The organism is Aquirufa sp., from assembly GCF_044377215.1.
Classification (GTDB): domain Bacteria; phylum Bacteroidota; class Bacteroidia; order Cytophagales; family Spirosomataceae; genus Aquirufa.
In genome coordinates, this window is sequence record NZ_JBILJM010000044.1 from 1 (window position 1) to 13915 (window position 13915).

13 protein-coding genes are annotated in these 13915 nt (G+C 37.6%); 6 read left to right on the plus strand and 7 right to left on the minus strand.

Going from position 1 to position 13915, the window contains the following annotated elements:
* Window positions 1–161: 161 nt before the first annotated feature.
* The 3 genes from tyrS to ACIQ6T_RS10465 form a co-directional block, all read right to left on the minus strand.
* The gene (tyrS, locus tag ACIQ6T_RS10455) at window positions 162–1451 is read right to left on the minus strand and encodes a tyrosine--tRNA ligase (protein WP_395786137.1); all 1290 of its coding nucleotides are present in this window, start codon (window positions 1449–1451) and stop codon (window positions 162–164) included.
* Between the two features lie 253 nt (window positions 1452–1704).
* On the minus strand, window positions 1705–2931 hold the full coding sequence (locus tag ACIQ6T_RS10460) for an S-adenosylmethionine:tRNA ribosyltransferase-isomerase (protein WP_395786139.1): 1227 nt from the start codon (window positions 2929–2931) through the stop codon (window positions 1705–1707).
* Window positions 2924–3439: a hypothetical protein gene (locus ACIQ6T_RS10465; protein ID WP_395786141.1), complete on the minus strand. Its 516-nt coding sequence runs from the start codon at window positions 3437–3439 to the stop codon at window positions 2924–2926. The genes ACIQ6T_RS10460 and ACIQ6T_RS10465 overlap by 8 nt, the downstream gene beginning before the upstream one ends.
* 121 nt (window positions 3440–3560) lie before the next feature.
* Between ACIQ6T_RS10465 and ACIQ6T_RS10470 the strand changes: the two genes are divergently transcribed.
* Window positions 3561–4112 carry a cob(I)yrinic acid a,c-diamide adenosyltransferase gene (locus ACIQ6T_RS10470; protein ID WP_395786143.1) on the plus strand — a complete coding sequence of 184 codons (552 nt, stop codon included), beginning with the start codon at window positions 3561–3563 and terminating at the stop codon, window positions 4110–4112.
* Window positions 4113–4127: 15 nt separating this feature from the next.
* On the plus strand, window positions 4128–5180 hold the full coding sequence (locus ACIQ6T_RS10475) for a branched-chain amino acid aminotransferase (RefSeq protein ID WP_395786145.1): 1053 nt from the start codon (window positions 4128–4130) through the stop codon (window positions 5178–5180).
* Here ACIQ6T_RS10475 and ACIQ6T_RS10480 read toward each other — a convergent pair.
* The 4 genes from ACIQ6T_RS10480 to ACIQ6T_RS10495 form a co-directional block, all read right to left on the minus strand.
* A complete protein-coding gene (locus ACIQ6T_RS10480; protein WP_395786147.1) occupies window positions 5177–5767 on the minus strand; it encodes a hypothetical protein in 591 nt (196 codons plus the stop codon). The two genes, ACIQ6T_RS10475 and ACIQ6T_RS10480, sit on opposite strands and share 4 nt — an antisense overlap.
* Window positions 5768–5939: 172 nt before the next feature.
* Window positions 5940–7106, minus strand: a complete 1167-nt coding sequence (locus ACIQ6T_RS10485; protein WP_395786149.1) for a BamA/TamA family outer membrane protein — start codon at window positions 7104–7106, stop codon at window positions 5940–5942.
* A 262-nt stretch (window positions 7107–7368) separates the two neighbouring features.
* A complete protein-coding gene (locus ACIQ6T_RS10490; protein WP_395786151.1) occupies window positions 7369–9003 on the minus strand; it encodes an AMP-binding protein in 1635 nt (544 codons plus the stop codon).
* A 38-nt stretch (window positions 9004–9041) separates the two neighbouring features.
* Entirely contained in the window at window positions 9042–9830 is a 789-nt protein-coding gene (locus tag ACIQ6T_RS10495) for a biotin--[acetyl-CoA-carboxylase] ligase (protein WP_395786153.1), read from the minus strand.
* A gap of 96 nt (window positions 9831–9926) precedes the next feature.
* On the opposite strand from ACIQ6T_RS10495, the gene rsfS reads away from it, so the two are divergent.
* The 4 genes from rsfS to ACIQ6T_RS10515 form a co-directional block, all read left to right on the plus strand.
* Window positions 9927–10313, plus strand: a complete 387-nt coding sequence (rsfS, locus tag ACIQ6T_RS10500; RefSeq protein WP_395786155.1) for a ribosome silencing factor — start codon at window positions 9927–9929, stop codon at window positions 10311–10313.
* A gap of 63 nt (window positions 10314–10376) precedes the next feature.
* The gene (gene ftsH, locus ACIQ6T_RS10505; RefSeq protein ID WP_395786157.1) at window positions 10377–12506 is read left to right on the plus strand and encodes an ATP-dependent zinc metalloprotease FtsH; all 2130 of its coding nucleotides are present in this window, start codon (window positions 10377–10379) and stop codon (window positions 12504–12506) included.
* A 40-nt stretch (window positions 12507–12546) separates the two neighbouring features.
* Complete coding sequence (locus ACIQ6T_RS10510) at window positions 12547–13359, plus strand: UDP-2,3-diacylglucosamine diphosphatase (RefSeq protein WP_395786159.1); 813 nt, start codon at window positions 12547–12549, stop codon at window positions 13357–13359.
* A 46-nt stretch (window positions 13360–13405) separates the two neighbouring features.
* Window positions 13406–13915: acyl-ACP desaturase (locus ACIQ6T_RS10515; RefSeq protein ID WP_395786161.1), on the plus strand; the 510-nt coding region annotated here is incomplete at its 3' end.

The following is a 13915-nucleotide window of genomic DNA, read 5'->3' on the forward strand; positions in this document are numbered from 1 at the left end:
GAATAATCACTAAGTCTAAACCCAGCAATCATACCGCCAGTCAATGCGCTAGAATCGTTTTCCTAGCAATTGGGAGTGCAAAGATGTAGGAATAATTTAAATATACCAACACACCCCAAAAAATAATTTAACTTTTTTTTGCTCAAGCCTTATTTGCTGAACTATTTGAAGGATAAAATGTAATTTTTTTGTTTTCCATTCCCCACCAATACGTATCGACCACGAATCTTTTCAAAATCTAATGTCGCATTGGGATCTGTTACTTTTACCTTATTAATACTAATGGCATTGTTTTGTATGGCTTTACGTGCTTCACCCTTTGATGGGAAAATTAGATTATCAGTCCCCACACTAATTAAATCAGTTAGGTTCTTGCATTCAGCCAATAATTCTTCAGCAACTTCATGAATAGGTAATTGATTCATTAATGCATCTGAAGCAGATGCAATTAATTCCACCGCATCTTTAGAAAACAATAGGGTAGAGGCTTCAATAACCAATGCACACACCTCTGCTCCATGAACACGCGTCGTCACTTCCTCTGCAACCGCCTTTTGCAGGATACGCAAATGAGGTGCCTCCGCATGTTGCTTTTCTAATTCCTCTATTCGATCTTTCGAATGTAAGGTAAATACACGTATCAATCGAGGAACATCCGCATCCGCTGCATTCAACCAAAATTGGTAAAATGCATAAGGACTTGTTTTTTCAGCGTCCAACCACACATTACCTGATTCAGATTTACCAAATTTGGTGCCATCTGCTTTCGTTACTAAAGGTGTAGTCAATGCAAATGCCGCTCGCTCTGTCGCATCTTCATCATGACCTTCTTTCCTACGAATAATTTCAGTTCCCGTTGTGATGTTGCCCCACTGATCTGAACCGCCCATTTGAAGGCGTACATTTTTATTCTTATATAAATGATAAAAATCGTAGCCCTGTAATAATTGATAAGAGAATTCGGTGAATGATATTCCAGTTTCTAACCGCTTTTTGACCGAGTCTTTTGACATCATGTAATTGACGGTCAAAAATTTCCCGGCTTCGCGCAAAAATCCAAGAAAGCTAAATTCTTTGAACCAATCATAATTATTAACCACCTCAGCTGAGTTCGCACCTGCATGAAATTCTAAGAACTTTTCAAGTTGCTTCTGAATGCCTACCTGATTTGCCCGTAACGTATCTTCAGATAGAAATTCGCGTTCCGCTGCTTTGCCTGATGGATCGCCAATCATACCCGTAGCACCACCAACCAATGCAATGGGTTTATGACCACATAGCTGAAAATGCTTTAACAACATGATTGCTGCCAAATTACCTATATGTAAACTGGGAGCAGTTGGATCAAAACCTATATAGGCTACCGTCATTTCTTTGGCTAATTGATCCTCTAATCCAGGAATCATATCCTGTAACATCCCTCTCCAGCGCAATTCTTCAATGAAATTCATAATCGGGTGTTTATTTAGTCACTATTATCTAGCGGCTAAGTCTGTATTCAGTAATCAGTAATCAGTAATCAGTAATCAGTTTTCAATTCTAACCTCTAACCTCTAACCTCTAACCTCTAACGTCTAACCTCTAACGTCTAACGTCTAACGTCTAACGTCTAACGTCTAACGTCTAACGTCTAACGTCTAACGTCTAACGTCTAACGTCTAACGTCTAAATTATCGGGCCACAAATTTAGTAATTCAGTTGGAATTATTGCTGTTTGTTGAAAAACAAACACGCATCACCATAGCTCAAAAAACGGTATTTTTGATCAATTGCTTCTTGGTAAACCGCTTTCCATGCGTCACCAATAAGGGAGGAAACAAGCACCATAAGCGTTGATTTTGGCTGATGAAAATTGGTTACCAATGCGTCGCAAAAGCGGAATCGGTAGCTAGGCATAATCAATAATTCTGTTTGTGCAATCCATTTGGTTTGTTGGCTCTCCTCCATAAAAGTTAGTAAGGCCCTTAATGAATCTTCATTCGAAACATCATCTCGATCCTGATAAGCAAATTCTTTTGGGATAATTAAACCATTTTCAGGAATGGATTTGTTTTCCATCACCCAAATTCCTGACCAATATAAGCTTTCCAAGGCGCGCATAGCCGTTGTGCCGACCGGAACGTACGATCCTTCATGTTGCATTAATTGAATTATAAATTCGCGATCAAAAATTAATTGCTCGCGATGCATGGGATGATTTCGAACCTCTTCTTCTTTTACGGGCAGGAAAGTGCCGGCGCCAACATGCAATGTCAAATAGCTTTGTGGAATACCATTAGCTGTTAATCTTTCTAATATCTCAGTGGTGAAATGCAAACTAGCTGTAGGGGCTGCCACCGCACCCAATTCCTTTGAAAATACTGTTTGATAACGATCTTGATCTGCTAATTCCGTGTCTCGTTCCATGTATGGTGGCAACGGTATTTTACCTATTTCATTAAGTATACTGACAAATGCATGGTCGCTATCCCAATTAATTTGGACTTGATTTGATAGGCGTTCATGCCAATTAATGCTTAAAACAATTACATGCCCATCAATTTCAATTGACTTCTTTAACGTTTCATTAGCTTTCCACCGTTTTTTGTTACCAATTAAGCATTCCCAACGAATTTCCCGACTTTGCTCCATAGCTTTTTGCGTCGGGACATTATCTATCAAAGGTTTTAAAAGAAAAATTTCAATCGCTGTTCCACTTTGCTTTTGTAATTGGATTCGAGCAGGAATAACCTTCGTGTTATTAAATACAATTAAACTATCTGAAGGAATTAAATCAGGAAATTGCTGAAAAGAATGATGACTCGTAAGATCATTTTTGTGAACAAGTAAACGTGATTCATCCCGTTTTTGACTCGGGAAAAAAGCAATGAGTGAATCGGGTAACTCGTAGTCAAATGCCTGAATGGAAATATCGGGCATGTTTTTAAGCATGATCTTCGTCGATAAAATTAGAAGAGCTCCATAATCGAGCTGGTAAATAAATCATCCATACTAGAAATAGAACAATACCTAATTTGGGTAAATAACTGTAATCGGCTTGATTGGTACGTTCATCATTCAGTAATAATAAAACACGAAAAACCAGGATTAAATAGGTGTTAATTAAGGCCAAAAGAAAATGTAACCAATGCACGATAATTTGCTGTATCAATAAATCACCTTTGGAGGCGAATGCTTTTACTAATTTTCCAAAATATACGCGCGGAATTTTTTCAATACTTTTGATTAGTAACAACCCTAAAACATTCAGAATTGTAACAATTGCTGCAGTTAAATAAAAAATTTCTTCTTTAGGTAAAAAGCCATCACCACGGCCAGTTTCTCCAAAGTGTACGGCAGTTGGGTCAGGTAGTCCTCGATAGATAAAGAGCAAACTGATGCCAAAAGCAAACATGGATAATACACGCCAAACCCGGGAAATAAATTTATCTATTGACATATTGTTGAAAAAGTTTACAAAATTAGTTTTGAAAAACTTAAGACCCTAATCTTTCCTCGTATTTGATAAATGCTTCCTTTCTTTTGGATTCAAGGCTGAAAAAACTATTTTTGTTGTACTTATGAAAATCTACACAAAACACGGAGATAAGGGCTTCACTCGATTAGCTGATGGTATCGGTATTGTTAAGTCTGATTTTCGTCTAGAAGCTATTGGAGATATCGATGAACTTAACTGCCACATTGGGTTACTAGTTTGTCGAGTAGAACCTAAACTTGCGGAAAAACTTCAACTGATTCAGTCAAGTTTATTTGTTTTGGGAGCTTGTGTCGCTAGTGATTCTCAGGAAACTTTGGGTAATATGGAATTAATATCCCTAAAAGATATAGTTTCATTGGAAAACAATATTGACGAAATGGATGAGCAGTTAAGTCCAATGCGTTTTTTTATTCTACCAGGGGGGCATGAAAGTATTGCTACAGCTCAAATTGCGCGCACGGTTTGTAGGCGTGCAGAGCGAAGTTTAATCCGTTGGGTTCAAGCTACAGACCAACCGAATTACGAAGTAGCTTTAGCCTATATCAATCGATTGTCTGATTATTTATTTATGATGTGTCGTTTTTTGCATCATAGTTTAGATATTCCTGAGATTCCTTGGAATTCAGGTAAATAAAATTTAAAACAACGTATGCAAATCCACATTCAATCTATTTCAAATTCCCGTATTGATCAAGTCGATTTTGATAACTTAACTTTTGGTCGCAGCTTTGCGGATCATATGTTAGTGGCAGAATATGCCAACGGTGCATGGCAAAGTGCCACTATTCAGCCTTATGGCCCATTATCTTATCAGCCAGCCATGATGTCTTTACATTATGGGCAATCGATTTTTGAGGGAATGAAAGGTTACCGTTCGGCATCAGGAGACATTCAAGTATTCCGTCCAGAAGAGAATATGAAGCGTTTCAATAAGTCTGCATATCGCATGTGCATGCCCGAAGTACCAGAAGAGTTGTTTCTAGGAGGGTTACGTACCTTATTAAAACTTGATCAAGCATGGGTGCCTGCAAAAGAAGGGTGTTCCTTATATATAAGGCCGTTTATGTTTGCTACGGATGAATATGTGGGAGTTACTCCTTCGAATACCTATCGATTTATTATTTTTAATTGCCCGGTTGGTTCTTATTACACAAAACCATTGCGTGTTCGTGTGGAGACAGAATACATTCGTGCCGCGAAAGGTGGTGTTGGTTTTGCAAAAAATGCGGGTAATTATGGTGGATCATTATTTCCAACGCAGAACGCAATAAAGGATGGTTATGATCAAATTATTTGGACAGATGCAGCTACGCATCAATTTGTGGAGGAAGCGGGTACGATGAACTTAATGTTTGTTGTAAACGGGTCATTGGTAACTGCACCCACGGGTGATACTATTTTAGATGGAGTGACACGCAAATCTGTTTTGCAAATTGCCAAAGACTGGGGAATGGATGTACAAGAGCGTCCATTAGCAATTAAGGAGCTGATTGAAGGGATTGAAAATGGATCTTTAACGGAAGCTTTTGGTGCAGGTACTGCTGCTGTTATTGCCCCAATTGCAACGATAGGGTTTGAGGGAGTAGATTATCAATTGCCTGAACGTAAAGAAGACGATTTTTCGGCTAAAGTTTTTAAAGAAATTAATCAAATTCGACTAGGTGAAATACCTGATTCACGCGGGTGGATTTGGAAAGTCTAATCAATTAATTCATAGATTAATTTAATTCCCGGATCTTTGGAAGTACTTACATCTTCCAACTGTATTCGGGATTTATTTTTTGATTCCCAAATGCTAACTTGCCCTTGGATGGTTTTCTTTCCATGTTTAATAGAAAAATATTGCTCAAATTCAGTTAAAAGTTTAATCGTATTTAATTTATCTTCCACGTATACATCGAAAACAATCTTATTAATCTGGTTGTTTTCATTTGTTATATAAATAACATCCACAAAATTTAAGTCGCTGTCATCCAAATAAAGGGAATACGATTTGCCGCTTTTAGGTTGGGTTTCAGATAATTCAATTTTTTCATTAAGCGAGTTAAGTGGTTGGAGCCATTTTACATTTCGAACGACGGCCGAATCACTTAATGTTATTTTTTGTAATGTGTTAGATGCATTATTCCAAAATCTTTGTGATTGCGTTTGATCAGCAGCTTTTCCGTTTAAATTTGCGTCATGGTTGGAAGACTGGTTGCATTGTAGTAATAACAAGCTACCCAAAAGGGTCACAATCACGAATTGATACGTAGCTTTTCCGAAAAATGGAGGAGTAGAATTCATCATTTTTTTTACTTATTTCAAAAATAGAGAATTTCAATCAGCTAAAAATTAATCTTTGAGAAAAAATTCTTATTTTTGGTCTGCTCAAATAAGAATTTTCATTAATAACAATATTAAAGACTATTAGTGGTTAGGTATTTTATAAAGAAACCGGTCAATGACTGGTTTTTTTTTGTTAAAATTCCCGGCCTAAGGCAACCACCATTCCTGTTTTTCCTCCATTAGTTACAGGGAAACCCACGCGAGCAACGAAGTTATAATACGTGACAAAATCAAATCCGAGTCCTGTGCCCAACAACCATTTGTTTGCATTCTTTGATGAATCATTGAATGGATTGTACACATAGCCTACATCGGCAAAGACGGTTGGATATATGGCAATTGGTATTTGATTAATTTGCTTGAAGGGTATAAATGGAATGTGAAAAGTTCTTGAAAACAGCTGAAATTTCGCTGTATTGCGCCAAAGGAAAAAACCTGTACCATCGATAACGTTTAGCTCATATCCCCGAACGAGGTCATTGGCATACCCAAATCCACGTTGATTTGTATACGGAATATAGGTATCTCGACTAATTTTTGCTTTCACCTGGCTAGCTAGAAAAAATTTATTGCCAAGTTCGAAAAAATAGGCTGCAGACGCACTAATCTCCCAAAAATCTACTTTTTCTCGAGGATAAAGGCCATATTTTGTAACGCTTATATCTAGTTTTCTTCCTCTAAGTGGATAGTTAATAAAGTCTCGGTAATCATACGAGAATGCGTACTCGAGCTGGCTAAAATTTTGATTTAATTGGCCTTGACCAAAATAGGCTGGATTTAGTTGAGCGATACTTTTATCAATGTTCGCATGGGTGTATTTAAATTCTATTCGTTGGAAGTCATAAAATCGAAATCGTTTACGAAATTCGATACTCCCAGTCCATTTTTCCGCAATAAATTGATTTGAATTTTTATAGGCAAGCGTATCTGAAATGGTTTTATAGGGAACGTTTTTAAGTGAAGCATATTGCCAGTTCAATAGTAGTCCAATGGTCTTTTTTCGATCTAGGTAAGGATTTTGGTATACGAATTCATATTTGTTATTAAATCCGGTTTCAGTATTTATGATTACTTTTTCATTACGTCCCATGAAATTGTTATGCCTAAAGTTGAGCCCATAAATAGCTCGATCAAAATCCTTTCCACGTGACCACCAATCATTGAAATTTCGATCTGCCAATTGGAACAGGGGATAAGCTAGTACATACCACTGCTCTAAAAATTCATAAAGTATACTTATCCTTCCATCTGGCAGTTGATGGTAATCAGATTTTACCCATATGAACAGATTCGTGTTCATCAACTTTCTTCGATTGAATTCAATTCGATTAGGTAGTTCTGAGACTTGAAGAGAGTCTCGCTCGAAAAAATCAAGCTCTCTACGTAAAATACTTAATTTAGTGCGCTCGTTGCCCTTGAAAATTATTGTATCTACCGCTATATTTTGGCCTAGGCCACGGCGATTTATCGTTAGGGAAAGAAGAAAAAAGCAACAAATTGAAATGAGGAACTTTGGGCGCATTGGCCCAATTTACGCAAATCTTGCTGCTTCGAAAATTATATTATTCGAAAATAATGGATTCTTTTGACGTGTACCAATTCTCGAATTGGGCAGTAAATTTTTGTTCAATTTCCATTCTTCGAATTTTTAGAGTTGGTGTTAAGCATCTGTTTTCCACGTTCCATTCATCCTGAAGAATTACTATTTTTTGAATGTGCTCATATTTTTTGAAGTTCGGATTAATCCGAATTCGTAGCTTATCAAATGCCTCAATCATTTGGCTTTTATTTAGTGCTTTGGCTGTAGCTGTTGTGACAATAAGTGCTATGGGTTGAGGTAAATTTATACCTACTACGCAGACTTGTTCTACCAAATTGCTCAGTGAATATTGATTTTCAATTGGTGCTGGAGCTACATATTGGCCTTTAGCAGTTTTGAAATTATCTTTTACACGGCCGACTATCTTTAAATAATTGTCGGCATCTAAATGACCCATGTCACCTGTTTTTAACCAATCGCCATCAAATAATTCTGATGTGATTTCTGGTGCTTTATAGTACCCGGTTGTATTATAGTCTGATTTCATTTGTATTTCGCCTGTTTCTGGGTCAATACGCGTTTCGCAAATTGGGTGGACTTTGCCTACTGAACCTAGTCGAATATCATTACGTGGCATAAAGGTATTTAGCCCCACGTTTTCCGTCATACCATAGGCCTCTTGAATAAAAAGCCCAATTTTCTGAAACCAAGCACTTAATTCTGGTGGCATAGGCGCGGCGCCTGTCAGTAAAAAATAAGCTTGATCTAGGCCAAGTCCTTTTTGTATTTTCTTCTTGATTAGCTTATTAAGCACGGGAATTTTCAACAATAAATTTAGTTTCTTTTCGCCACCTATCTTTTGAAGAATACCTTCTTGAAATTTGGCCCAAATGCGGGGAACAGCCAAGAAGTGCGTTGGTCGTGTTTCAGATAAATTTTGTTGAAAGGTTGTCAGGTTTTCAACAAAGTAAATGGTACCTCCTGCTGCTATACCTGCAAATTCAACTATATTTCGTTCCGCAATGTGACATAAAGGCAAGTAGGAGATAAAACGCGTATTTGGGTTTTCTAAATAGGCTAAATCTCGGGCTAAATTGAGGGCGATAGTGACTGCTTTATGTGTAATCATAACTCCTTTCGGCGTCCCTGTTGTCCCTGATGTATACACTATCGTTGCAATTGAATCAGGATTATTGACTTCAGGAGTTTCTAAGCTTTTTTCTGATTCAATAACATCTTGCCACGAAGTACCTATGTTGCACGGGCTGTCCGGCGTATATAAAATTTGAATATGCGCTGGAATTCCTCGTTTTATTTCATCCCAATTGTCAAGTTTTCCTACGACCAAAATTTGACAATCAGAATGTGTAAGCACTTGATTGAATTGATCGCTTGTTAAGGTTGGATAAAAGGGTACTGAAATTGCCCCCGCAAATGCAATTGACAAATCAGCAAGAATCCAGTGGGCAGAGTTTTTAGACAGGATACCAATATGTTTTGGTTTGCTGACTTCAAGTGTTTTTCCGAAAAAAGAAGCTATTTTTTTGACCTGATTCTCTGATTCTTGATACGTAAAATCAGTGTAATGATTGCCATATGGTTGTTTGAGGAAAACACTTGATGGAGTATGCTCGGCCCAATGAAGAAAATTGGACAAATTGCTTTGATAGGTTTTAAGCACGCGGTTTAGAGATTTTATTCGCTAAAAATAAAATTTAATTCCTTGATATCATAACCTTTTGTTTGGCCTTCTACTTCAATTTGGATCTGTCCTTTTGCGTCCACTTCGAGTATCTTTCCTTTGAAAATGCCAGCTGCGTCACGAAATGTATGCCATTCTTGATTCCTAAATAGATTTTTATGGTAATTTTCATCGATCAGTTGAAATTCCCGTTTAGTAAATTGATCATAGTAATATTCGATCCCCATGGAAATAAAATCAAATACATTGGAAATGTTAATTACATTTTGAGTAGGAGTAAATTGACGTAGCGATGTTGCGCGTAGTCCATCGAACAAACTTTGATTGACATTTATTCCAATGCCAATAATTGCAAATGACCATTTGCCAGATTGAAAATTATTTTCAATGAGTATTCCTCCTAGTTTATATTCATCTAAATAAATATCGTTTGGCCATTTAATAGTAGCTCTCAGGTGGTGTCCTATATAATTTTGAGCCCAATTTTGTATACCTAAAATGACGCCTAAGGCAATGCATTTACTCAGGTAAAATTGATTGGTCACTAATTCATGTGGAGGTTTTAAGGCATAAGAAACAAGCAAATTTTTATTTGCTTCTGCAGTCCAATGGTTTCCTCTTTGGCCTTTGCCGGCAGTTTGATGGCCAGCTATCCAAGCAAATCCTTCGGGTAAATCTAAGTTAATCGACTCTTCGAATGCAAGTGTGTTAGTGGATTCACACGACTTGATAAATTTTGTGAATTTGCCGACGAACCGGGTAGGGGCTTGGTAATTGTTCAACTTTTCTTTGTAATTTTAGCTTTACAAGAACAAATTTAATTCTTTATTCGTTACAGGATATTAATGATTCTGTTAATTATTTATTAATCCAAATTTATGGCCAAAAGTACCCTAAAAACCCCCACCAAGGAAGCATCTGAAGAACTAGCAAATTGGGTGGTGAAAGGAATGCAAGAGAAGAAGGCACAAGAGATCGTCGTGATGGACTTGCGTGGAGTACATAATGCATTTACTGATTTTTTTGTCGTTTGTTCAGGAACGTCTGATACCCAGATTGAAGCAATTGCGGATTCTGTCGACAAAGAAGTATGGGAATCAGGAAAGATTCATGTGCATGCGGTGGAGGGTAAGGCCAATCGCGAGTGGATTTTAATGGATTATTATGATGTAATAGTTCATGTTTTCCTAAAAGATAAGCGTGATTTTTTCAAACTAGAGGAATTATGGGGAGATGCGAAGTTTTCGTACCTACCCGAAGCATAAATTTTTCATGAATCGAACTATAATGGTTTCGATGTGTGTTAATAGCCCAAATTAAACAAACTAATGGCAAAACAAGGAAACAGTTTTAAGAATAAAAAACTATCGGGGATGCCCCCACGCTTACCTAAAAAACCGGTGGGAGGAATGCAGAGTTGGATGATCATTGGTCTTATGATTGCAATGGTCAGTATGTTTTTCTTTACCAAACAACGTACGTTGCAAGAAATCAATCAACGTCAGTTTGAGTCTATGGTGATTCAAAAAGAGGTAGAGTCTGTCGTCATTGTGAATGATAAATTAGTTGAGGTCTCATTAAAGTCGGGTTTTGTTTCGAAATATTTTAAGAACTCACCAAAAGGCTTAATCTCAGCTAAGCAAGGACCACACTTTGAATTTCCAATAATTTCAAAAGAGGGTTTTGAACATTTTTTAGAGGATAGACAAAAAGACTTTCCTCGAAATGAGCGCATTTTTGCAACACCTGAGACTAGGACTGGACCATTGGATTGGTTAGGTACTTGGGGATTTTTTATTTTAATGGGTCTTAGTTTTTACTTTCTATTTTTCCGAATGGGTGGTAGTGGTGGAGGTGGTGGTCAAATTTTTAATATTGGTCGCAGTCGGGCAACGCTAATTGAAGGTGAATCTAAAGTGAAAGTTACATTTGATGATGTAGCTGGACTAGATGAGGCCAAAGAGGAAATTCAAGAGATTGTCGAGTTTTTAAAATTCCCTAAAAAATTCACTGATTTGGGAGGTAAAATCCCGAAAGGTGCACTTTTAGTCGGTCCTCCGGGAACAGGAAAAACATTATTAGCTAAGGCTGTAGCGGGCGAAGCAGGTGTTCCATTTTTCTCACTTTCAGGTTCTGATTTTGTTGAAATGTTCGTTGGTGTAGGTGCCGCTCGTGTACGTGATTTATTCAAACAAGCCAAAGAAAAAGCCCCATGTATCATCTTTATTGATGAGATAGATGCTGTTGGTCGTTCGCGTAGTCGAGGCCAAATGCCGGGATCAAATGATGAGCGAGAAAATACATTAAACTCTTTGTTGGTAGAAATGGACGGTTTTGCAACTGATTCAGGGATTATTATCATGGCTGCAACAAACCGTCCAGATGTATTGGATTCTGCTTTGTTGCGTCCGGGACGTTTTGATCGTCAGATTTCAATTGATAAACCAGATATTATTGGTCGTGAGGCAATCTTTAAAGTTCATTTGAAGCCATTGAAATTAGCAGCGGATATAGATCCAAAAGAATTATCGGCACAAACACCTGGCTTCGCTGGAGCGGAAATTGCTAATGTTTGTAATGAGGCGGCATTGATTGCTGCAAGACGTAGCAAGACCGCTGTAGATATGGATGATTTTCAGGAGGCTATGGATCGTGTGATTGGGGGGTTAGAAAAGAAGAATAAGATCATTAATCCATTAGAAAAGAAAATTGTAGCCTTTCATGAGGCGGGCCATGCGATTGCAGGTTGGTTTTTAGAGCATGCCAATCCATTGGTCAAAGTTTCAATTGTGCCACGTGGTGTCGCTGCGTTGGGTTATGCGCAATATTTGCCCAAAGAACAATTCTTATATCGCACAGAGCAATTAATGGATGAGATGTGTGTTACCTTGGGTGGAAGAGCTGCAGAAGAAATTGTGTTTGGAAAGATTTCTACAGGAGCACAGAATGATTTGGAGCGTATCACAAAACTCGCTTATTCTATGGTTACCGTGTATGGTATGAATGAGAAGTTGGGTAATATTTCATACTACGATTCGAAAGGTTCGGACTATCAGTTTAATAAGCCGTATTCGGAGACGACGGCTCGCGAAATTGATGAAGAGGTTCGGAAGATTATTGCAGAGGCTTATACACGAACTAAAAAATTGCTCCAATCCAAAAAGGACAAGCTAACCATTTTAGCGGAACAATTATTGGAGAAAGAAGTCCTTTTTCAAAGTGATTTAGAGGCGTTAGTTGGCCCTCGCCCATTTGAGCAATTAACTTCTTATCAAGAGTTTATTAAAGGAGAAACGGAGAAGAAGCGTCAAGATGCTAAGGATGAACGTCAATTAGCAGAAGATAAAAAGTTGACAGCTAAGAAATCGGTCGCGAAAGTAAAAGATGATGTTGGACCTGAGTCGGTACCTGTCAAGAAAGCGTCGTCCAGAAAGCGTAGTCCTAAAAAGGAAGATTAACCAATAGGGGTGGGGATTCTCACCCCTATTTATTTTGAGTATGATTGTAATACAGATTCCTGACGGAAAGAAAGTTTATTGTATCTCAGATATGCATTTGGGTTTTCCGAATGCAAGTGAATCTCGTGCACGTGAAGCTCAATTAGTCTCATGGATGGATCAAATTGCACATGATGCGTCTGATTTATTTTTAGTTGGCGATCTTTTTGATTTTTGGTTTGAATATAGAGAAGTTGTTCCCAAAGGATTCGTTCGCTTTTTAGGGAAATTAGCTTCATTAGCTGACTCAGGAGTACGCATTCATGTGTTTGTTGGAAATCATGATCTTTGGATGAAAGATTATTTCGTTACAGAATGTAATGCACAAATTTACCAAACCTTAACAGATTTTGAATTTCAGTTTGTGCATCATTCCTCGCGTGTTTGCATTGGACATGGAGATGGTATTGGTCCTGGTGATTATGGTTATAAGTTGCTTAAGCAAGTATTTACTAATCCTATTGCACAATTTTTATTTGGTTTTTTACATCCTGATATTGGTGTTAGGTTGGCTCATTTTTGGTCAGGAACTCGAAAAAAATCAACAATTAGTTCGGGCGAAGTGATGTTTAATTCTGACACTGACTATATCGTTTTAGCTATTAAGGATCGAATGTTGACTGATAGATTGGCCAATAAGGGAATTGAAGCGTATGTTTGTGGGCATCGTCATCATCCTGTTTGTATTCAGTTAGCATCTGATATTCATTATTATAATTTAGGAGACTGGTTTAGTCAGGATTTCAAGCATGCTTATGTTTTGCAGATTGGTGCTAAAGGCTTTGATTTTGTGAAATTTCAGCCCAACTACTAATTTTTCTACCTATATTGGTTTTTTATTTTTCAAAATAAATATTTCTATGTCTCAATTTCATACACGTCTTGAAGTAATGTCTGAGCTGGCCAAAAATATGGATAGCTACATGAAGGATTTTTTAAATCCTATTGATTCTAATTGGCAGCCTTCAGATATGCTTCCGGATTCTACCAAGGATAATTTTTTTCAAGAAGTGAAATTGTTGCAAGAAGCAGCGAATGAATTGCCTTATGACTATTGGGCTGTATTGATAGGTGACACGATTACTGAGGAGGCATTGCCAACTTATGAATCTTGGTTGCTTGGCATGGAAACGGTAGATCAATTGGATCAAGAGAATGGTTGGGTTAAATGGATTCGCAATTGGACCGCAGAGGAGAATCGTCACGGTAAGTTATTAGGTACCTATCTTTATTTGTCAGGTAAAGTTGACATGCGGGCTGTAGCAATTTCTACTCAGCATTTAATTGCAGATGGTTTTGATATTGGAACTTCTGCTGATCCCTATCGGAATTTTGTTTATACATCGTTTCAGGAATGGGCGACGAATATT

Coding starts and splice junctions, on each gene's coding strand:
- ACIQ6T_RS10480 (WP_395786147.1), bottom strand. CDS start 5,767: ATGATGAATTCTACTCCTCCATTTTTCGGAAAAGCTACGTATCAATTC.
- ACIQ6T_RS10475 (WP_395786145.1), top strand. CDS start 4,128: ATGCAAATCCACATTCAATCTATTTCAAATTCCCGTATTGATCAAGTC.
- rsfS (WP_395786155.1), top strand. CDS start 9,927: ATGGCCAAAAGTACCCTAAAAACCCCCACCAAGGAAGCATCTGAAGAA.
- ACIQ6T_RS10485 (WP_395786149.1), bottom strand. CDS start 7,106: ATGAACACGAATCTGTTCATATGGGTAAAATCTGATTACCATCAACTG.
- ACIQ6T_RS10470 (WP_395786143.1), top strand. CDS start 3,561: ATGAAAATCTACACAAAACACGGAGATAAGGGCTTCACTCGATTAGCT.
- ACIQ6T_RS10460 (WP_395786139.1), bottom strand. CDS start 2,931: ATGCTTAAAAACATGCCCGATATTTCCATTCAGGCATTTGACTACGAG.
- ftsH (WP_395786157.1), top strand. CDS start 10,377: ATGGCAAAACAAGGAAACAGTTTTAAGAATAAAAAACTATCGGGGATG.
- tyrS (WP_395786137.1), bottom strand. CDS start 1,451: ATGAATTTCATTGAAGAATTGCGCTGGAGAGGGATGTTACAGGATATG.
- ACIQ6T_RS10510 (WP_395786159.1), top strand. CDS start 12,547: ATGATTGTAATACAGATTCCTGACGGAAAGAAAGTTTATTGTATCTCA.
- ACIQ6T_RS10465 (WP_395786141.1), bottom strand. CDS start 3,439: ATGTCAATAGATAAATTTATTTCCCGGGTTTGGCGTGTATTATCCATG.